Source organism: Cardiobacterium hominis, from assembly GCF_900637305.1.
GTDB classification, from domain to species: Bacteria; Pseudomonadota; Gammaproteobacteria; order Cardiobacteriales; family Cardiobacteriaceae; genus Cardiobacterium; species Cardiobacterium hominis.
This window is the reverse complement of the sequence record NZ_LR134365.1, coordinates 478,883-498,350: the sequence shown is the minus strand read 5'-3', so window position 1 is coordinate 498,350 and position 19,468 is coordinate 478,883. Positions and strand designations below refer to the sequence as shown.

Annotated in this window: 16 protein-coding genes; 6 read left to right on the top strand and 10 right to left on the bottom strand. The window is 61.7% G+C overall.

Annotation, left to right across the window (positions count from 1 at the left end; all coding sequences use genetic code 11):
- Positions 1–3: 3 nt before the first annotated feature.
- Entirely contained in the window at positions 4–972 is a 969-nt protein-coding gene (locus EL199_RS02210) for a mannose/fructose/sorbose PTS transporter subunit IIA (RefSeq protein ID WP_004140714.1), read from the bottom strand.
- A 136-nt stretch (positions 973–1,108) separates the two neighbouring features.
- Positions 1,109–2,524, bottom strand: coding sequence for an efflux transporter outer membrane subunit (locus EL199_RS02205; protein ID WP_004140715.1), 1,416 nt, complete (start codon positions 2,522–2,524; stop codon positions 1,109–1,111).
- Positions 2,525–2,698: 174 nt separating this feature from the next.
- Between EL199_RS02205 and EL199_RS02200 the strand changes: the two genes are divergently transcribed.
- Positions 2,699–2,989 carry a DUF1330 domain-containing protein gene (locus EL199_RS02200; protein ID WP_004140716.1) on the top strand — a complete coding sequence of 97 codons (291 nt, stop codon included), beginning with the start codon at positions 2,699–2,701 and terminating at the stop codon, positions 2,987–2,989.
- Positions 2,990–3,091: 102 nt separating this feature from the next.
- On the opposite strand, the gene EL199_RS02195 is transcribed toward EL199_RS02200, so the two are convergent.
- The 6 genes from EL199_RS02195 to EL199_RS02170 all read right to left on the bottom strand — a co-directional run bounded on the left by EL199_RS02195 (position 3,092) and on the right by EL199_RS02170 (position 11,514).
- The gene (locus EL199_RS02195) at positions 3,092–4,201 is read right to left on the bottom strand and encodes an ABC transporter permease (protein ID WP_004140719.1); all 1,110 of its coding nucleotides are present in this window, start codon (positions 4,199–4,201) and stop codon (positions 3,092–3,094) included.
- Complete coding sequence (locus tag EL199_RS13550) at positions 4,202–7,933, bottom strand: ATP-binding cassette domain-containing protein (RefSeq protein WP_126315966.1); 3,732 nt, start codon at positions 7,931–7,933, stop codon at positions 4,202–4,204.
- 6 nt (positions 7,934–7,939) lie between these two features.
- Complete coding sequence (locus tag EL199_RS02185; protein ID WP_004140725.1) at positions 7,940–8,452, bottom strand: HXXEE domain-containing protein; 513 nt, start codon at positions 8,450–8,452, stop codon at positions 7,940–7,942.
- A gap of 250 nt (positions 8,453–8,702) precedes the next feature.
- Positions 8,703–9,416 carry a polysaccharide deacetylase family protein gene (locus EL199_RS02180; protein WP_004140727.1) on the bottom strand — a complete coding sequence of 238 codons (714 nt, stop codon included), beginning with the start codon at positions 9,414–9,416 and terminating at the stop codon, positions 8,703–8,705.
- Positions 9,417–9,489: 73 nt separating this feature from the next.
- Entirely contained in the window at positions 9,490–10,542 is a 1,053-nt protein-coding gene (locus EL199_RS13460; protein ID WP_126315965.1) for an HlyD family secretion protein, read from the bottom strand.
- A gap of 192 nt (positions 10,543–10,734) precedes the next feature.
- Entirely contained in the window at positions 10,735–11,514 is a 780-nt protein-coding gene (locus EL199_RS02170) for a TetR/AcrR family transcriptional regulator (protein ID WP_126315964.1), read from the bottom strand.
- 151 nt (positions 11,515–11,665) lie between these two features.
- Between EL199_RS02170 and EL199_RS02165 the strand changes: the two genes are divergently transcribed.
- The 5 genes from EL199_RS02165 (at position 11,666) to EL199_RS02145 (ending at position 17,423) form a co-directional block, all read left to right on the top strand.
- A complete protein-coding gene (locus EL199_RS02165) occupies positions 11,666–12,607 on the top strand; it encodes a hypothetical protein (protein WP_040355096.1) in 942 nt (313 codons plus the stop codon).
- 248 nt (positions 12,608–12,855) lie between these two features.
- The gene (gene uxuA / locus EL199_RS02160) at positions 12,856–13,932 is read left to right on the top strand and encodes a mannonate dehydratase (RefSeq protein ID WP_004140740.1); all 1,077 of its coding nucleotides are present in this window, start codon (positions 12,856–12,858) and stop codon (positions 13,930–13,932) included.
- On the top strand, positions 13,929–15,509 hold the full coding sequence (locus EL199_RS02155; protein WP_004140742.1) for a mannitol dehydrogenase family protein: 1,581 nt from the start codon (positions 13,929–13,931) through the stop codon (positions 15,507–15,509). Before uxuA ends, EL199_RS02155 begins: the two co-directional genes overlap by 4 nt.
- Before the next feature lie 265 nt (positions 15,510–15,774).
- Positions 15,775–16,701: a sugar kinase gene (locus EL199_RS02150; RefSeq protein WP_004140744.1), complete on the top strand. Its 927-nt coding sequence runs from the start codon at positions 15,775–15,777 to the stop codon at positions 16,699–16,701.
- A gap of 83 nt (positions 16,702–16,784) precedes the next feature.
- Complete coding sequence (locus tag EL199_RS02145) at positions 16,785–17,423, top strand: bifunctional 4-hydroxy-2-oxoglutarate aldolase/2-dehydro-3-deoxy-phosphogluconate aldolase (protein WP_004140746.1); 639 nt, start codon at positions 16,785–16,787, stop codon at positions 17,421–17,423.
- A 106-nt stretch (positions 17,424–17,529) separates the two neighbouring features.
- On the opposite strand, the gene EL199_RS02140 is transcribed toward EL199_RS02145, so the two are convergent.
- Positions 17,530–18,975, bottom strand: a complete 1,446-nt coding sequence (locus EL199_RS02140) for a hypothetical protein (RefSeq protein WP_004140749.1) — start codon at positions 18,973–18,975, stop codon at positions 17,530–17,532.
- A complete protein-coding gene (locus tag EL199_RS02135) occupies positions 18,968–19,444 on the bottom strand; it encodes a CYTH domain-containing protein (RefSeq protein ID WP_004140752.1) in 477 nt (158 codons plus the stop codon). The genes EL199_RS02140 and EL199_RS02135 overlap by 8 nt, the downstream gene beginning before the upstream one ends.
- Positions 19,445–19,468 lie beyond the last annotated feature (24 nt).

The window sequence follows — 19,468 nt, the reverse complement described above, 5'->3', positions numbered from 1 at the left end:
CTCCTAGAATTTCACATTTGCCAGTTTCGGCATCACATCTTCGGCGGGCGAAGTGGCGAGCTGTTGCAGCGTCATCTTCACGCCCATTTCATGCAGGCGTTTGAAGGCGGCGACGTCATCGGCATCAACCGCGACCGCCTGACTGATGAGCTTGCAGCCCTCGCGGTGGGTCATGCCGCCGACATTCACCTGCTTAATATCCACGCCGCCCTCAATCAGGCGGACGATATCGCCCGGCTTGGTGACGAGCCACAGCACCTTGCGGTCGGCGTACATCGGGTTGTGCCAGACCTTGATGGCCTTATCGACCGTAATCACATACGACTGCAAATGCGCGGGCGCGACCTGGAGCAGCAACTTGCTGCGCAACTCGTCCTGCGCGACCTCGTCGCTGATGGCGAAAATCGCGTCGCACTTGACCGCTTTCGCCCAGGAAGTCGCGACCTGGCCGTGAATCAGGCGGCTGTCAATGCGCAACAGCGGAATTTGCATATGGCCGGAGGTCGGGCGGCCGGCGCGGTGATCGGCCACCGGGGCGGCGGCTTCGGCGGGCGCGGGCGTAGCAGATGCCGTTGGCAGCGCATTGCGAAAAGCTTTCGTCCCCTCAAAAGAGGCGTTATAAGCGCTTGCCACCAAATCGGCGACGGTGCTTTTCTCATCGCGGCTGTCGAGCAGCTCCAGCAGCATCGGTAAATTCACGCCGGAAAGCACGTCGGCTTTGGCGGTGGGGGCGACGACGCGAATCGCGGCGTTGTACGGACTGCCGCCGAACAAATCGACCAAAAACAGCACATCATCCGCCGAACCCGTCTCGGCGATGATCGCCTCATACTTGCGGATCAAATCCTCCGGCCCTTCGCCGGGCATGAACGTGACTGCGTGCACGCCCTCGGCCTCGCCAAAGACCATCGCGGCGGAATTGACGAGTTCCTCGGCAAACCGCCCGTGGCAGGCAACAACTAATTGAATCATCGGGTTATCACTCCTGATGGTGGAAAAAAGAAACAGGCAGCGCGCCTGATCCCGCTACTGGCGCGAGACCGCGCCGCAGCAGGAAAAAATCATATAGAAAATTTAATATCAGCGCCAGAAAAAAGCGGCGCGGCGGCTATTTTTCCGCCCAGCCGCCGCCGAGGGCTTTGTAGAGCGCGATGAGCGTTTGCGCTTGCGCCAGTTGGCTGCGCAGCTGGTTTTCTGCCGCCTGGTTGGCGGATAGGCGCGCGCTGAGAGTGTCGGCGAGGGTTTTGTTGCCGTAGCGGTAGAGTTTTTCGGCATCAGTCGCCTGTTTTTCTGCTTCATCACGCGCTTGGGCGAGGAGGCGGGTTTGCGTGGCAAGGGCGTCGCTTGCCTGGTAGGCGTTATCGACGTCGGCGAGTGCTTGCAGCAGGGTTTGGTCGTATTGCAAGAGCGCGGTTTTGAGACGCGCGTCGGCGGCGTCAATGTTCGCCTGGACGCGGCCATTGGTGAACAGCGGCACTTGCAGGCTGGCGCCGAGCAGGCTTATCAGGCTTTTTTGGGTGTTGTCGCTGTCGATATTGAGTATGCCGTTGCCGAGGAAGTTGAGGGTGAGGCGCGGGTAGAGGTCGGCTTTGGCGCTCGCTACTTTGGCGGCGCGGGCGTTGATTTCGGCGGCGCGGGCGCGCAGGTCGGGGCGGCGCTCTATCAGGCCTTGCGGGGTTTGTCCGCCGGGGGCGGCGGGCGGGTGGGCGAGGATGTCGGCGCTACTCGCGGGCAGTTGGTAGTCCTGCGGGGTTTTGCCCAGCAGCACGGCGATTTTGCGCGCTTGCGCGGCGCGTTCGGCGGCGAGCGTGCTGCGCGCGGCGCGAGCGGCGCTGAGGTGGCTTTGTGCTTCGGTTTTCTCAAAGGCGGTGGTGTGGCCGGCGCGGTAGCGGGCTTCGACGTAGTGCGCGAGTTTTTCGAGGGTGACGATGTTTTCGTCGGCGAGGCGCTGTCGCGCTTCGAGGGCGCGCGCTTGCAGGTAGGCGTCGGCGACGGCGGCGGCGATTTGTAGTTGGGCGATGTGGGTTTGTTCGGCGCTGGCGAGGGCGGCGTAGCGGGCGGCATCGGCATCGCTTTGTTTTTGTCCGAAGAGGTCGGCTTCCCATTTGGCGCTGAGGTTGCTGGCGAGGAGGGTTCTGTGGGTGTTGATTTTGTCGCTGCGCGCCAGCGGGGTGCCGCCGAGGGGGTTGTCGAGGTCGGCGTCGAGGTGGCCGGCGTTCAGTCCCAAGCCAATGGTCGCGCCGCGGTCGGCGTCGGCAAGGCGGGTGGTCGCCTGCGCTTCTTTGAGGCGGCTGCGGGCGATGGCGAGGTCGGGGTTGTTCGCCAGCGCTTCGGTGATGAGCTGGTTGAGGACGGGGTCGTGCCAGGCTTGCCACCAGCGGCGGATGTCGGTGTTGTCGGCGCGCGCCGGGGCGCTTTCGTAGGCGGTGGGCAGGGGGACGCGGCTTGCGGTGGTGATGGTGGTGGTTTGGCAGGCGCTGAGGAGGGCGGCGGTGAGGGCGAGGAGGAGGGGGCGGGGGGGCATGGTTGGTTCCTTTTGTGTTGTTTGTTTGTTTTCAGGCGGGTTTTCAGCGGGGCCTTATCCCCTTTCTGTTACCGCGCGACGTAAATGGGGGAAGGTTTTGGGGGTTCCCGCATCGGGTTTTGCTGTTGTGCCGCTTTGCAGTAAGATGCGGCTTCCACAAATACGAGGAAATTTATGTCTGCTTACGTTGTTTTTATCCGCGATGAAATGAAAGATCAGGCCGCTTATGACCGCTATCTGCAATTGGGTGTGCCCACTCTCGCCCCGTTCGGCGGCGAAATTCTGGTTGCCAATGGTGCGCACGAGGCTTTGGAAGGTGCCGACTTCGACGGTTCGGTGGTATTGCGTTTTCCCGATATGGCATCGGCAAAGGCGTGGTACGACAGCACGGAGTACGGGCAGTTCAAATCTATCCGCCTGGGGGCAACGCTTGGCCGCGCGGTGTTGCTGGAAGGGGTGGATTAAAGCCCGGCAGTTTTCTTCCTGCCATTCGGATCCCTTCCCCTGCTTGCGGGGGAAGGGATTTTTTGTGTACCCGGTTTGGAGGGGGCGTGCGATGGTCATGGTTCAGTTCTGTTGTTCGAGCATTTTACGGAAGCGGATGAGGGCGAGGCCGAGGAAGAGGATGCCGGCGATGCCCATGATCAGCAGTTGCGGCCAGAGTTCGTGCAATCCCGCGCCGCGGAAGATGACGCTTTGGCTGTAGATGGCGTATTGGGTGCTCGGCCAGTATTCGCTGATGGCGCGCGCCAGTTCGGGCATGTTGCTGCGCGAGGTGGTCGCTCCCGAAAAGAGGTTCATGATGATAAAGAGCGGCAGCATCAGCAGGCTGTATTGTTGCAGGCTCGGCGTCAGGGTCGCGATCATGATGGCCAGGGAGGCGATGGAGAAGAGGTAGGTCGCGGTGCCGAGGAGGTAGTCGGTCAGGGTGCCGTTGATGGGGACGCCGATGAGGCCGTGGACGACGGCAAGGAGCGAGCCGGTGGAGGCGATGAGGATGACAAGGCCGTTGGCAAGGATTTTCGCCAGCATGATTTCGCTGGCGGTGACGGGCATGACCAGCAGGTGTTCGATGGTGCCGTGTTCGCGTTCGCGGATGACTGCCGCGCCGACGAGCAGCAGGAGCAGCAGCAGGATGGCGTCGCCCAGCGCGGTGACGGGCATTTGGTAGGCGTTTTCGGCGTTGGGGTTGTAGCGGGTGCGGATGATGGGTTGTACGGGCGGCGCGGCGGCCGGGGTGTTGAGGGTGGCGCGGATTTCGCGGGTAAAGATTTGGCCGAGGTAGGCGCTGCCGATGCCGCCCTGGTTCATGCGGGTGGCGTCGATGTTGAGCAGGATTTCTGGCGCGCGGTTTTGCAGGAGGTCGCGCTCGAAGTTGGCGGGGATTTCGAGGATGAAGACGTAGTCGCCGCGGTTCATGGCGGCGTCTGCTTCGGCGCGTTCGATGGCGTCGGGCGCGCGGAAGTAGGGCGGGCGGATGGCGTCGGCAAGGCGGCGGCTGAAGGGCGAGCGGTCTTCGTCGATGATGGCGACGGCGGCGTTACGGATGTCGGTGTTGCTTTGCGACATGGCGATGACCATGCCGGTGAACATGTAGGCGATGAGGAGGATGAGGATGGGGTCGGCGAGCAGGCTGCGCAGCTCTTTGCCGATGAGGGTCAAGAGGTTGCGGGTCATTCAGCGCTCCTGTTTTTTGAGGTTGAGGACGGCGAGGGTGAGGATGATGAGGTAGTAGCCGCCGAGGATGAAATGTTCGCGCACGAGGTCGGGGTAGCCGAGGCCTTTGACGAAGGTGCCGGTGGTGAGGTTGGCATACCACGCCGACGGCAGGATTTTGCCCATGATGTACGCGCCGCCTTGTAGTGAGGAGACGGGGACGAGGAAGCCGGAGAAGCTCATCGCGGGCATGACGGTGCCGACGGCGGTGATGAAGATGGCGGCGACTTGCGAGCGGGTGAAGCAGGAGACGAGCAGGCCGGTGGCGGTGGTGGTGGCGCACATCAGCAGGGTGCCGGTGAGGAGCGCGGCCGCCGAGCCGTTGAGCGGCACGCCGAACCAGTAGCGCATCATCAGGTAGAGGATGAGGAAGCTCGTCATCGCGGCGGCGAGGTAGGGCAGTTGTTTGCCCAGCAGGAATTGCAGGCGGCTGGCGGGCGAGGCGTAGAAGTTGGCAATGGAGCCGATTTCGCGTTCGCGCACCACGCCGACCGCCGCCATCATCGCCGGAAAGAGCGACAGCGCCAGCATAAGGACGCCCGGTGCGATGGCGAGGATGCTTTTGAAGTCGGGGTTGTAACGAAAGCGCGGCACGAGTTGGGCGGCGTCCGGCGGCAGACGGATGCCGTGCGCGTGTGCCTGGTCGCGGGCGTAGTCGCCGAGGATGCTGGCGATGTAGCCGGTGAGGTTGCTGGCGTTGAAGGATTCGGCGCCGTCGAGGTAGAAGCCGATTTCCGGGCGCGCGCCGCGCAGGAGGTCGCGGCCGAAGGACGGCGGGATGTCGATGATCATTTTCGCGGCGCTGCTTTCGAGGGCGGTGTCGATGTCGGCGTCGGCGGCAAGCGGCGGTAGTTCGCGGAAATGCGGGGAGCCGCTGAAGTATTCGGTGATGGCGCGGCTTTCGGCACTTTGGTCGCGGTCGCGCACGGCGAAGGCGAGATTGCCGACGTCAAAGGAGACGCCCCAGGTGACGGCGGTCATGAGGATGACCGGGCCGAAGAGGGCGAAGAAGGTGCGGACGTGGTCGCGCAGGAGTTCTTTGCCTTCGCGGATGGCGAAGGTGCGGATGGTGGCGAGCCAGCCGCGGAGGGACTGGAAGGAAGCTGCGCTGCTTTGTTTGCTGCCCCCACCCCCGCCCTCCCCCACAGGGGGAGGGGGCAGTTCGGCGGGGGACGGGGCGGCGGTTGGCGGTTCGTTAGCCGTTGTAGCGGATGATGTTTCCACATCGGCGGAGGAAATACGGACGCTACTCCCTCCCCAACCCTCCCCCGCTGCGCTTCGCTGCGAGGGAGGGGGTAGAACGGTGGGAGATTGGGCGGCGGTTGGTGGTTCGTTAGCCGTTGTAGCGGATGATGTTTCCACATCTGCGGAGGAAGTACGGACGCTACCCCCTCCCCAACCCTCCCCCGCTGCGCTTCGCTGCGAGGGAGGGGGCAGAACGGTGGGAGATTGGGCGGCGGTTGGCGTGTCGTCAGCGATGATAGCGGGCGGTTCGTTAGCGGTTGCTGATTCTGTCGCTGTATAACCCCCTCCCTCGCAGGACGCGCTAGCGTCCGCAGCGGGGGAGGGCTGGGGTGGGGGTAAATCGGTGGAGGATTGGGCAGCGGTTGGTGTGTCGCTTGCGATGATGGTGGGCGGTTCGTTATCGCTGATTGTGGAATCTGAAGTGCCTTCTTCCACAGTAAGGCCCCCTCCCCCCGTGGGGGAGGGTTGGGGTGGGGGTAAAGTTGCTGCGGCTTCAGCAGATGCGCTTTCTTCCACAGTAAAACCCCCTCCCCCAGTGGGGGAGGGCCGGGGTGGGGGCAGGGAAGGATTCACCGCCTGCGGTGGCGCGCTTTCGGTATCGGAATGTAAGCCAGCGTTAGTGGTAGGCGCATGTTCGCTACCCCCTCCCAGACCTTCCTCCGTTGTGGATGCTGTTTCAGCAGACATAAAGGAAGCTACGCTGCTCTTTTTGCTGCCCCCACCCCAACCCTCCCCCACAGGGAGAGGGGGCAGAACGGCGGGAGATTGGGCGGCGGTTGGTGGTTCGTTAGCCGTTGTAGCAGCTGATGTTTCCACATCGGCGGAGGAAGTACGGACGCTACCCCCTCCCCAACCCTCCCCCACAGGGAGAGGGGGCAGAACGGCGGGGGACGGGGCGGTGGTTGCCATTTTCCCCGCTTTCTCTTTCTGCGCCGCCTCATCCAGCAGCAGATACTGCACAAACGCCTCTTCCAGATTCGGCGCCTGATACTGCGCTACCAGTTCCGCCGGTGTGCCGACGGCCAGCACCCGCCCCTGGTGCATGAAGGAGATGCGGTCGCAGCGCGCCGCTTCGTTCATGAAGTGGGTGGTGACGAAGATGGTGATTTTGTCCTCGCGCGACATCCGCAACAGGTGCCGCCAGAACATGTCGCGCGCTGCCGGGTCCACGCCCGACGTGGGTTCGTCCAAAATCAGCACTTCCGGGCGGTGCAGGCAGGCGGCGGCAAGCTGTAGCCGTTGGCGGATGCCCAGTGGCAACGCGGAGGGTTTGACGTCGGCGACGTCTGCCAGGTCAAACTGCGTCAAGGCATCACGAATCGCCGCCTTGCTGCGCGCGCCGAGGCGGTAGAGGCGGGCGTGCAGCGCGAGGTTTTGCCGCACGGTTAGCTCCTCATACAGTGAGAACGCCTGCGACATATAGCCGACGCGCATCCGTGTCGCCACGCTGCCCGCATCGACCGGCGCGCCGAGCAGTTCCGCCGTGCCGCTGGTCGCCTGCAACAGCCCGGTGAGCATTTTCATCGTCGTCGATTTGCCGCAGCCGTTACTGCCGAGGAAGCCGAAGATTTCGCCCTGCTGGATGGTGAAGCTGACGTTATCAACCGAGGTGAAATCGCCGAAGCGCTTGGTGAGACCGTGCGCCTCAATCGCGGGCGGCAGCGAGGGGTCGGCGACAAACGGCGTCAAATCCAGCCCGCCCGTGCCTTGCTGTTTTTCCGGCGGCAACAGGCGGATGTAGGCGTCTTCAAGGTTGGCGTGTCCGGCCATCACCTCGCGCGTCGGCGCGTTCACCAGCAGTTTGCCCGCGTCCATCGCCCATAACTGCGCGAACGGCTCCGCTTCTTCGATGTAAGCGGTGGCGACCAGCACGGTCATCCCTGCCGTCTCGCGTTGCAAATCAGCAACCAGCGCCCAGAACTGGCGGCGCGACAGCGGGTCAACGCCGGTGGTCGGCTCGTCCAGAATCAGCAAATCGGGCGCATGCACCAGCGCGCAGCACAGGCTCGCCTTCTGCTTCATCCCGCCGGAGAGCTTGCCGGTGGCGCGGTCGGGAAAGGGCGCGAGGCCGGTCGCTTCCAGCAATCGCGCAATGCGGGCGCGGCGTTCGCGCGCGGGCAGGCCAAAGAGGCGGGCGTGAAAGTCGATGTTTTCATAGACCGACAGCGTCGGATAGAGATTACGCCCCAGTCCCTGCGGCATGTAGGCGATGCGGTGCGACAGCGCCTGGCGGTCGGCGGGCTTTCGCATATCGCCGCCAAGCACGTGCAACTCGCCGCTCTGAATGCGGCGGACACCGGCGATGAGCGCGAGCAGGGTCGATTTGCCGACGCCGTCCGGGCCGATGAGGCCGACGGTCAGCCCGCGCGGCAGGGTGAGCGAAAGGTCGTCCAGCGCCAGCGTCTTGCCGTAGCGGTGGGTGAGGTGGGAGATCGTGAGGGCGGTCATAAGCGGTTACCGGTTGAGGCAGCGGGCGATGCGCGGCATGAAAAGGTGCAACAGCGCCAGCAGGGCGAGGACGAACAGCGCCGCGACGCCACTCCAATGCCATTTCTCCGCCGCACTCAGCGGAAAATCCTGCGCCAGCGCCCAAAAACCGTAAGGCAGGGCGAGCAGACTGGTAATGATGCAGGGAATGTAGCGCCGCCACAGCGCCCATTGCAGCAGATGAACCAGCAAATGCGCGGTAAACACCGCCAGCGCGCCGTACCAGAGGCGGTAATCACCGCACAGCGCCGCGTAGCACGACAGCAGGGTCAGCAGCGCAAACAGCAAGAAAACGCTGTAGGTGAAAGGCGCACCGGCCATGCGCTGCAAATGCGCGACCAACCGCGGCGCGAGACGCGGGAAGCGCTGCAACAGCGCGGCACGGTTGGCGCGCAACCAAGGTTGAAAGCCAATCAGCTCCTCGAAATCATGCAGCATGAAAACCAGCGGCAGCGACAGGGCAAGGGCGGGCAGATTCATGGGTTTCTCCGGGTTGTGGGCGATTTACATACACGATGAGCGCTCAGGTGTATGTAAATGGGTAGGGCAGAAGGAAGCAGCGCGGGTTGCTTGCTGCCCCACAGGGAGAGGGCGTCTTTCCGTGGAAGCAGGCACTGCGGGTTCCTCAAATAGCGATAGCGCGGTACGCCAACCGCTATCCAATCTCCCGCCGAACTGCCCCCTCCCTCGCAGGACGCGCAGCGTCCGCAGCGGGAGGGAGATTCCCGCTTCATCGTGTCCCCTCCAATAATTCAGCGACGGTAACGGGTTCCAGCCCGCGCGCTCGCAGACCGTCGATAATCTGCGGCAGGGCGGCGCGGTCGGCGGCGCATTCATCCGCACAGAACGGATGCAAAAGAATGATGCTGCCGGGGCGGGCGGCGGCGACCGTCTGTACGGCCATCGCCTCCACGCCCTGCGCGCGGAAGCGGTCGGCATCGACGTCCCACATCACCGTCGTCATCCCGCGTTGCTTGAGCACCCACGGCAGGCCGAGCAGCTTCTTGCCGTAGGGCGGGCGGAAATACGCCTTACCGCGATAGCCCGCGGCGCGGATTTGCGCTTCTGTATCGTCAATCTCGCGCGCGATAAAGGCGGGTGATTTCAGCAGGAAACGCGGGTGCGACCAGGAATGGTTGGCGAGCTGATGCCCTTCGGCGGCAATGCGTTGCGCAAGTTGCGGCTGTGCCGCCAACTGCGCGCCGATGGCGAAGAACGTGCCACGCACCCGCTTCTCTGCCAGCGTTGCCAGCACCGCTTCAGTAGTGTGCGGCAGCGGCGCGTCGTCAAAAGTCAGCGCCACCTGCGACCGCGTACCATCGCCGCGACAGACGAGATCGCCGACAAGCTGAAAACAGCGGGCGTTCATCAACCAATAAGTCGCCGCCAGCGCGATCAGGCAGGCGAGGACGGCGAGGGTTTTGCGATAACGACAGGGGTTCATGGGTTACTCCGGGGATTGGCGATTTACATACACGATGAGCGCTCAGGTGTATGTAAATGGCGGGGCGCATCTCTTATGGCAGCCGCACTTCCAGCGCCAGCGGCCACGCCTGCGAGCTGTCGCGGCGCACATAACCGTCGCCGGTCATGCCGCCTTTCAGCAGGCGGTCATAACGCTGCGCCACCTCCGCCGGCACCTTCAACTTGACGCGGAACACCAGCTTCTCGCGCTCGTCCGCCGTTTCCACCGCCTTCGGCGTGAACTGCGCCTCGCTGGCGATAAAACTCACCTGCGCCGGAAAAACCGCATCAATGCCATCCAGCACAAGGCGCGCCTCATCGCCGACGCGCAGCCCGCCCACCGTCGCGTTCGGCAAAAACACATTCATGGACACATCCGCCGGATCCAGCAGACTGATAACGCGGCTGCCTGCGCCAATCACCGTGCCCGGCTCCACCAGACGGTACTCCACCCGCGCCGTGAGCGGGCTACGAATCGCCATATCCGCATCGGCAGACGCCGCCGTATCCGCCTGCGCTTGTGCCTGCTTGACGCCCGCCTGGGCCTCGGCCACCGCCGCCTGCCCCTGCGCGACCGCCGCCTGCGCTTCCGCCCGCGCGGCCTGCGCCGCCTTCACGCTCGCCGTGGCGCGCTCAAAATCCGCCTGCCGCTTGGCAAGCTCCGACGCCGAAACCAAATCCTCGCGCCGCATCTGCTTGGCATTGTCCAGCTCCAGCTTGGCCACCTTCTGCTGCTGCCTGTAGGCGGCAATCTCGGCGTCCGCCCGCGCGACTGCCTGCTGCGCCTGCGTCACCCCGGCGCGGGCGCGCTGCACCAGCTCCGCGGCGCGCAACGTTGCCGCCTGCGCCGCCGCCAACTGACCACTGCTTTGCGCCGACGACAGCTCCACCAGCACCTCGTTCACCTTGACCGCATCGCCCTCCGCGACCAGCACGCGCTCCACCCGCCCCGGATAAAGACTCGCCACATCAAGGCGGTTCAACTCCAGACGGCCGTTGGAGTGAAAAACAAAATCGGGCAGCGCCGTCGACTCCTGCTGCTGATACAGCCACCAACCGCCACCGGCAGCGGCGGCGAGCAAAACAGCCAACAAAACCTTTCTCATAAACCTCTCCAGTGATTCAAAAAAATGCGGTGCGATGCCACACCGAACTGCCCCCTCCCTCGCAGGGCGAAGCCCGCAGCGGGGGAGGGTTGGGGTGGGGGTAGCGCCCGTGATGCCACCACTAAAAACAAATCGTCCACCGGGAGCGGGGCGACACACGCGGCGCTGTTGGGCGAACAACGACAATCGCCCTCATCGCTCCTCCAAAAACAAAACATCCAGCGCCCAATCAATACGCTGCACAATCGCCGCATCCTCCATCACCTGCGGCGCGAACGACGCGGCGAGAAAATCCGGCAACAACCCCGACGCCTGCAAACGCGAGCCGATCAACATCGGCGCCAAAATCGCGCCCATCAAAAACGCCGAACGCTGCAAGGGCGCGGCGGGCGCCAGCAACCCCTGCCGTTCCGCCCGCGCCAACAAATCAATAATCAGCGACACATGCCGCATCCCCGCGTACTGACGGATGAACTCGCGAATGGCGGCGACCGCCGGTGCATCCGAAAACACCCGCACAATCCAGTCCTGATGGGCGCGGGCAAAAAACGCGAGAAACCGCAGCGCATCGCGCAAATTCTCACGCACACTGCGGCCGGGGCGCACCTGCAACTGCAATTCGGCAAAAGCGGCGTCGTACTTGCGCTGCAACACCTCGGCGACAAACGCCTCCTTGTTCGCAAACAAATGATGGAACATCCCCGGACTCAAGCCCGCCTCGGCGGCAAGCAGCCGCACCGACAAATGCTGATAACCGAGTTCGGGATAAAGACGCATCCCGGCGGCAAGAAAGACCTCGCGGGCAGAATCGGGCGACGATACAGGAAGGGCAGAAACAGACATCGGCAAACCGTTGGGGTGATTGGACAAGTGTCCAGAGTATAAAACAGCCGTTGGACGGCTGTCCAGTCGTTGAGGCTTGCGGCGCTCGAAAAGGGTAAGGTCAATCAGATGAGTTATTTGGTTTACCAATTATTGCGTTGTGCAACCATTGGTGGCAAGATGCGCATCACGATGAACCGGTAGCGGCGCGACATTGCAGGTTTTCTGCTGCCTATGCGACGTTTGCTCTGGTTAGCCAATGCCGTTCATCTTCATTCCCTCAAAGACACGGAGCTATCCCATGAAAAAAGCCCTTCTTGCTGCGGCGATTGCCGCATTTAGCCTCTCTGCGGTTGCCAAAGACGACCTGCAATACAGCAAAGCCATCGACCAATCGCTGAAAAGCGGCAAAATCGCCTACTTCATTGAAGGCAAAAAAGGCGCCGGCGAAAAAAACAACGCAGTATGTGAAGACGGCCTGTTCTTTAACGACCATTACCTCGCGGTGTTCGATGGCGCGACCGACAAATCCGGCAAAACCTACGACGGCAAAAAAGGCGGACGGGTCAGCCGCGACATCATCCAGGGCGTTTTCCAGGAGCTGCCGCCAAACACCGACAAAGCCGAAATCCTGAAGCGTATCAACGACAAATATCAAGAATTCTATAACGCGAACACCGATATCGACTTCGCCAAAGAGCCGCTGTTCCGTCCGACCGCAACACTCATCTGGTACAACCTCGATACCAACGAACTGGTCGCCATCGGCGATTCCAAAGCGCGCATCGACGGCAAGAACTACAACGACGAAGCCAAACTGGTTGACATCTTAAACAGCGACCTGCGCGTCAAAGTCATCAAGACCCTCGGCCTCAGCGATGACCAAGTACGCGCCGAAGACCTCGGCCGCTTCTATATCCTGCCGCTGTTGCAGCGCCAAGCCGAATTCCAGAACAACCCGCAGGCGCCGGAAGCCTTCCAGTTCTGGGCAATCGACGGCTTCCCCATCCCGCCGGAAAAACTGCGCGTGTGGAAATTTGAAAAAGCGCCGCAAACCATCGAACTCAGCTCGGACGGCTACGAAACCTACCCGCCGGAAGCGAGCATCGACAGCTACGAAAAAACGCTGAAAGAAGAACTGGCGAGCGACCCGATGCGCATCACCCACCCCTCCACCAAAGGCGTCAGCAAAGACAATTACAGCTTCGACGACCGTGCGGTGCTGATTTACCAGCGTCAATAACACGCCGTGATGCGAAACATCCGGAAACCGCCGATTGCGGCGGTTTCCTTTACGCCTAGGTGGAGATGGTTAGGCAAAAATGGCAAATTGGTTTACCATTTCTTGCGTCAGGCCGCTATCGATGGCAATATGTCGTCGCTATGATTAACCAAAGTGCCCTGTTTTACCCGCGCGGTGCGCTGTTTAGGTTCATCACTTCGCTGACACGGCGAAGATCCATCATTCTTCAGGGTTAAGGAGCTAAAAACATGAAAACCACTTTCCGCTGGTATGGCGAAGGTAATGACACCGTCACCCTCGAACAGATCCGCCAGATTCCGAGCATGACCGGCGTCGTCTGGGCGCTGCATGATCTTGCGGCGGGCGAGGTGTGGCCGGAGGCGCGCATCGCTGCGGTCAAGGCGCAGGCGGCGCAGTACGGCCTCAATATTGATGTCGTCGAGAGCGTCAACGTGCACGAGGCGATTAAGCTCGGCACGCCTGAGCGCGAGCAGTACATTGAGAACTATAAGGAAAGTCTGCGCAATCTGGGCAAACACGGGGTGAAGGTCGTCTGCTACAACTTCATGCCGGTGTTTGACTGGATGCGCACCGACCTTTTCCATCCGATGGCCGATGGTGCGACCGCGCTGTTTTACGACGCCTCGGCGATGGAAGGCTTGGACCCCAAAGCCTTGGTGAAAAGCGTGGAAGAAGGCTCGAATGGTTTGACGCTTCCCGGTTGGGAACCGGAGCGCCTGGCGCATCTGGACAAGCTGTTTGACGCTTACAAATCCGTGAGCGAAGACGATTTACGCCGCAATCTCAAATATTTCCTCGAAGCCATCATCCCCACCGCCGAGCAGGCGGGCATCAAGATGGCCATTCACCCGGACGATCCGCCGTTTTCCATTTTCGGCTTGCCGCGCATCGTCAAAAACTACGCCGACCTCAAGGCGATTCTGGAGATGGTCGATAGCCCCAGCAACGGCCTGACGCTGTGCAGCGGCGCGCTTGGCCCGAACCCGGATAACGACCTGGTGCAGATGATTCATGACTTCCACGACCGCATTCCTTTTGCGCACATCCGCAACATTAAGCGCTTCCCCAACGGGGATTTCATCGAAACCTCGCACATGAGCAGCGACGGCTCGCTGGATATTGCCGCCATCGTCCGCGCTTATCACGACGTTGGCTTTAAAGGCTACTACCGCCCCGACCACGGCCGCCACATTTGGGGCGAGCAATGCCGTCCCGGCTATGGGCTTTATGATCGCGCGCTGGGCATCATGTACATTCAGGGCGTGTGGGATATGTGCGAGAAAGCGGCACGGGGGCAGGCATGAAACTCACCCTGAACGCCCTGCAAGACAAAGCCTGGTGGCAGGAGCGCGGTTACCAGCTGCCGCTCTATGACATCCCGCGCGTGCGCGCCGCGACCTTCAGCGCGCCACGCTGGCTGCACCTCGGCGCGGGCAACATCTTCCGCGCCTTTCTCGCCCACGCGCAGCAGCGCCTGCTCAACCAGCGCGACGCCGAAAGCGGCATCATCGTCGCCGAAGGCTTCGACCCGGAAATCATCGAAAAAGCCTACCGCCCCTGCGACAACCTGAGCATCTTCGTCCGCCTCAAAGGCGACCGCACGCTGGACAAAATCGTCCTCGCCAGCGTCATCGAATCGCTGACCATGCGCGATGACTTCGAGCGCCTGCGCGACATCGCCGCCGCCCCCAGCCTGCAAATGATCAGCCTGACCATCACCGAAAAAGGCTATGCCATCAAAGACCGCGACGGCGCTTATTACCCCGCCGTCGCCGCCGATTTCAAAGACGGCGTCCAGCGCCCGCAAAGCTACATCGGCAACATCGTTGCCCTGCTGCACGCGCGCTGGCGCGCAGGTGGCGCGCCGCTGGCGCTGGTCAGCATGGACAACATGTCGCACAACGGCGAAAAACTGCGCGCCGTCATCATGGAATTCGCCCGCGCCTGGCAAAGCGCCGGCCACGTCGCGCCCGAATTCGTCGCCTGGCTGGAGAGCGCAAAAGTCGCCTTCCCGTGGACGATGATTGACAAAATCACGCCGCGCCCCGACCCCGGCGTCGCCGAGCGGCTGCAAGCAGATGGCCTGAACGGTATCGACGCCGTCGTTACCGGCAAAAACACCTACGTCGCGCCCTACGTCAACGCCGAAGAACTCGAATACCTCGTCATCGAAGACGACTTCCCCAACGGCCGCCTGCCGCTGGAACGGGCGGGCGTCCTCTTTGCCGACCGCGACACCGTGAACAAAGTGGAGACGATGAAAGTCACCACCTGCTTGAACCCCATCCACACCGCGCTCGCCATCTACGGCTGCCTCCTCGGCTACACCAGCATTCACGCTGAAATGCAGGACGCCGAACTGCTGGCGCTCTCGCGCGCCGTCGGCTACCGCGAAGGGCTGCCGGTGGTCGTCAACCCCGGCATCCTTGACCCGCAAACCTTCATCGACGAAGTGGTGAACGTGCGCCTGCCCAACCCCTACATCCCGGACACGCCGCAGCGCATCGCCACCGACACCTCGCAAAAACTCGCTATCCGCTTCGGCCAGACCATCAAGGCACACGGCGCGAACGCGGGCGCGCTCACCGCCATCCCGCTGGTGCTCGCTGGCTGGTGCCGTTACCTGCTCGGCGTCGATGACAACGGCAACACCTTCACCTGCAGCCCCGACCCACTGCTCGAAAGCGCGCAGGCAAAACTCGCCGGCGTGCGCCTCGGCAGCGACGATTTGGGCAACGTGCGCGAACTGCTGCAAGACACTGCCATCTTCGGCGTGGACTTATATGCCGTCGGCCTCGGCGACAAAATCGAAGGCTACCTGCGCGAAATGCTCGCGGGCAACGGCGCGGTCAGGGCGACGCTGAAAAAACACCTCGCATAAAACCGTAGGGTGGGGCTTGCCCCACCGTCGAACCGCCGGAAATGCGACAACCATCGTTCTGCCCCCTCCCCATCCCTCCCCCGGGCCCCATGCAAAATGCGGATGCATTTTGCATGGGTACCCGCCCGCTGCGGGCTTCGCCCTGCAGGGGAGGGAGATTTGAATTGTAAACAGCCTCTAGTGCCGCGCTTAACCCTACCGACCGCCAAAACCATTACTAACCGTTGGCTTACGGCTTTGCCTAATCCACCTACACCCGACAACCATGAAAACCATCGCACTCCTCGGCGAATGCATGATCGAACTGAACGGCCAGCCCTTCGGCGACATGCGCCAAACCTACGGCGGCGACAGCCTGAACACCGCCACCTACCTCGCGCGCGTCGCCCCGCCGGATGCCGTTCGCGTCCACTATCTCACCGCGCTCGGCGACGACCCGCTCAGCCGCGGCATGAAAGCGCGCTGGCAAGCCGACGGCATCGATACCCGCCACGTACTCACCGACCCGGCGCGCCAACCCGGCCTCTACCTCATCCAGCTCGACGCCACGGGCGAGCGCACCTTCCTCTACTGGCGCAACCAGTCGGCGGCGCGCTACCTGCTGCAACACCCCGGCTGGCCGCAAGTGGACGCCGCGCTCGCCGGGTTTGATGCCATCTATTTGAGCGGCATCAGCCTCGCCATCCTGCCGCCCGCCGACCGCGAGCGCCTGATTGACCGCCTTGCCGCCTGCGCCGCCCAAGGCGTACAAATCCACTTCGACGGCAACTATCGCCCGGCGCTGTGGCAGAGCCGCGACGAGACCCGCGCCGCCTATGCCCGCCTCCTGCCGCACGTCCATCTGGCGCTGATGACCGACGACGATGAACGTGCGCTGTGGGACGACGCTGACGCCGACGCCACCATCGCTCGCCTGCAAGCGGCAGGTGTTGCCAAAATCGTGGTCAAATGCGGCGCCGACGGTGCGCTGTACGCGGCGGGCGGCGAACGCATTGCGGTCAAGGGCGAAACCGTCGCGCGCGTGGTGGACACCACCTCGGCAGGCGATGCCTTCAACGCCGGCTATCTCGCCCGCTACCTGCAAGGCGCCGAGCCGGAGGCATGCTGCCGCGCGGGCAACCGCCTCGCCGCCACCGTCATCCAGCACAAGGGCGCGATTATCCCGGCGGAATACTGCCGCCTGGAAGGGTAGGGTGGGGCTTGCCTCACCGCATCAGCCAAAAACATTAAACCCATCCGGCCATTCATCGCCGCAACCCAACCTACGGAGCATCCATGAATATCGAAACCCTCACCCCCCGCCTGCAAGCGCTGAAAATTGTCCCGGTCATCGCCCTTGAGCGCGCCGAAGACGCGGTGCCGCTTGGCGCAGCGCTGTTGCAAAGCGGCATTCCTGCCGCCGAAATCACCTTCCGCACCGCCGCCGCCATTGACGCCATCCGCCGCCTGCGCGATGCCCAGCCGGAAATGCTCATCGCCGCCGGTACCGTGCTAAACGCCGCCCAAGCCAAAGCCGCCCAACAAGCGGGCGCAGACTTCATCGTCAGCCCCGGCTTCAACCCGAACACCGTCAAAGCCTGCCAAGACCTCGGCATCGCCATCACCCCCGGCATCAACAACCCGACCGCCATCGAAGCCGCGCTCGAACATGGCATCACGACCGTCAAATACTTCCCGGCAGAAGCCAGCGGCGGCCTCAAAATGCTCAAAGCGCTGCTCGCGCCCTACGCCATGCTGCAAGTGATGCCGACCGGCGGCATCGGCACACACAACATCCGCGACTACCTCGCACTGAAAAACGTCATCGCCTGCGGCGGCTCGTGGATGGTAGAAAAAACACTGCTTGACGCCCAAAACTGGGAAGAAATCGCCCGCCTCGCCCGCGAAGCAGTCGCGCTAGTGCAGGGAGATTGATAACGCCATGCGTAGGGTGGGGCTCGCCCCACCACATGAACGACGGCGCGCGCAGGGGCATAGATTGCGTTAGGCGCAGTCGTAACCGATAAGGCGATCTTTACCGCTATTGCGGCGTTTCTGCCTCCGCAAACTGTAGCGGCTGAATCATCTCCAGTCGTTTAATGCCTTCCGCATTCAGCACCAGTCGCACCAATTCGCTCGCGGATTGTCCGGCGAAGAATACGCGGCGAATCATATAGACGTGATAAAGCCGCTCGCCCACAATCACCGCATCGTCTTCATCGCCAACCGGCAAATGCTCGAACAAGTGATCAATCTGCCGCAAAAATCCGGAGACATTGAAGCGGGTAATATCAACAATCGAATACTGGGTGCGCTCGAACAATTCCGGCTGATTATGCAAGGCGACTTCCTTGCGGTAGAGCAATACATCTTCGGCACGGCGGTCATTCAATAATTTCAGCCAATGCGCCTGCTCGCGCAGCGCGCGGATTTCCGGCGGCAATTTTTCCTGATGGACAAAGCGGAAGGATTCATGACAGCTGCCTACCTCTAAATGCTCGCCACGATAAATAAGCAAGCGGCGGTCAGGAATCCACTCGCGAAATAAAGATAGCAAGCGCTCGCGCCCGATTTCTTTGATGCGGTCTTTGAAAATATAGGCAATCACCAGCGCCAAGAATAAATTATTGCTCAACGCGCCGTAACGCCCCTGCCAAAAAAAGGCAACGAATGTTGCAAAAACCATCGCAATCGCCGCCGAAATGGCATAAACCGAATGTAGTAGCAGCGGATGCCCTTTGCGCCGCCGCACTTCTAGAAATAAATAGCGGCTGATATATTTGCGCAAGATGCTCCAGCGGTAGAGCACATCTTCATTGTTTCCTTCCGGCGAGGGGATGCTTTCCGGGAAATGGCGGCGGCAATAGGTCATTTCTGTTTGCCATAAGGCATGAATGGCGGCGGCTTGCGGTATGCCGTCCAGCAATACCAGACGGCGCAGATAATGCAGCGTGACCAGCGAAATGAATTCGTCGCAATAGCCAAATGCCTGCGATGCTAAAACGGCTTCATGTGCGGCGGCCAAAGGCGAGAGCGCACGATATGCTGCCAAAACGTCATGAATCTCTGCCAATAATTCGGTGATGGCATCCGCGCTGCGCTTTTGGGCATTGCGCTCCATCCATTTCACCGCCAGGCGCAAGGCGCGTTTGTAAGTGAGCGCATAGCGCTTCAGTGTATTTTCGTATGGTTCCAGGCCTTGTTTGTCTGGCGTGGTCGCAAGAAAAGCGGCAAGCTCCGCCAGCATTTCATCCGGCTCTAACAGTTGCGACAGTTTGCGCGTCGGCGGGCGCAGGCGCACGTAATTTTTCAGGCTCTGCTGAAAATATTTGGGTGAATAGAAATCGGGATTGACTTGCAAGGCGGCGGGTAGGAAAAACCAGGTTTCAATGCGGTAGCGCACTTCATGCGCCCGCCGGTCGAAGGAAACTTTTTGTTTGATTTCCAGTTGGTATTGTCCGTGTACTTTTACCGATTCTTTAATCATTTTTGTCCCAAAGGCGATAAGGGCGCTGCACCAGATTGGCATTGTAATAGCGCGGGTCGGCGGAGACTTCTTTGCCAATCCATGCGGGCTTGCTGAAGGTCTGATTTTCGTCGGCGAGTTCTATCTCGGCGACAATCAGTCCGGCATTTTCACCGAGGAATTCGTCAATTTCCCAGAGCTGTCCTTTGTATGGGATTTTGTAGCGGATTTTTTCGATGAGCGGTTTTTCGGCGAGGCTTGCCAGCATTTGTACGGCGTCGTCGTAGGGGATTGGGTATTCGTATTCTTGGCGGCGGATGCCGCGTGTTTCGCTTTTGATGGTGAGGAAGGCTTTTTCGCCGATAGTCCGGATGCGCACGGTGCGTTCTTTGGCGCTATTGAGATAGCCTTGGCGGTAATGTGTGCCTGTCGCGAGATTGCGCCACGCATCGCCGATGACCAGGTATTTGCGTTCGATTTCTTGGGGCATGGGTTTCCTTTAAGGGTTTAATCG

Coding starts and splice junctions, on each gene's coding strand:
- EL199_RS02210 (WP_004140714.1), bottom strand. CDS start 972: ATGATTCAATTAGTTGTTGCCTGCCACGGGCGGTTTGCCGAGGAACTC.
- EL199_RS02205 (WP_004140715.1), bottom strand. CDS start 2,524: ATGCCCCCCCGCCCCCTCCTCCTCGCCCTCACCGCCGCCCTCCTCAGC.
- EL199_RS02200 (WP_004140716.1), top strand. CDS start 2,699: ATGTCTGCTTACGTTGTTTTTATCCGCGATGAAATGAAAGATCAGGCC.
- EL199_RS02195 (WP_004140719.1), bottom strand. CDS start 4,201: ATGACCCGCAACCTCTTGACCCTCATCGGCAAAGAGCTGCGCAGCCTG.
- EL199_RS13550 (WP_126315966.1), bottom strand. CDS start 7,933: ATGACCGCCCTCACGATCTCCCACCTCACCCACCGCTACGGCAAGACG.
- EL199_RS02185 (WP_004140725.1), bottom strand. CDS start 8,452: ATGAATCTGCCCGCCCTTGCCCTGTCGCTGCCGCTGGTTTTCATGCTG.
- EL199_RS02180 (WP_004140727.1), bottom strand. CDS start 9,416: ATGAACCCCTGTCGTTATCGCAAAACCCTCGCCGTCCTCGCCTGCCTG.
- EL199_RS13460 (WP_126315965.1), bottom strand. CDS start 10,542: ATGAGAAAGGTTTTGTTGGCTGTTTTGCTCGCCGCCGCTGCCGGTGGC.
- EL199_RS02165 (WP_040355096.1), top strand. CDS start 11,666: ATGAAAAAAGCCCTTCTTGCTGCGGCGATTGCCGCATTTAGCCTCTCT.
- uxuA (WP_004140740.1), top strand. CDS start 12,856: ATGAAAACCACTTTCCGCTGGTATGGCGAAGGTAATGACACCGTCACC.
- EL199_RS02155 (WP_004140742.1), top strand. CDS start 13,929: ATGAAACTCACCCTGAACGCCCTGCAAGACAAAGCCTGGTGGCAGGAG.
- EL199_RS02150 (WP_004140744.1), top strand. CDS start 15,775: ATGAAAACCATCGCACTCCTCGGCGAATGCATGATCGAACTGAACGGC.
- EL199_RS02145 (WP_004140746.1), top strand. CDS start 16,785: ATGAATATCGAAACCCTCACCCCCCGCCTGCAAGCGCTGAAAATTGTC.
- EL199_RS02140 (WP_004140749.1), bottom strand. CDS start 18,975: ATGATTAAAGAATCGGTAAAAGTACACGGACAATACCAACTGGAAATC.
- EL199_RS02135 (WP_004140752.1), bottom strand. CDS start 19,444: ATGCCCCAAGAAATCGAACGCAAATACCTGGTCATCGGCGATGCGTGG.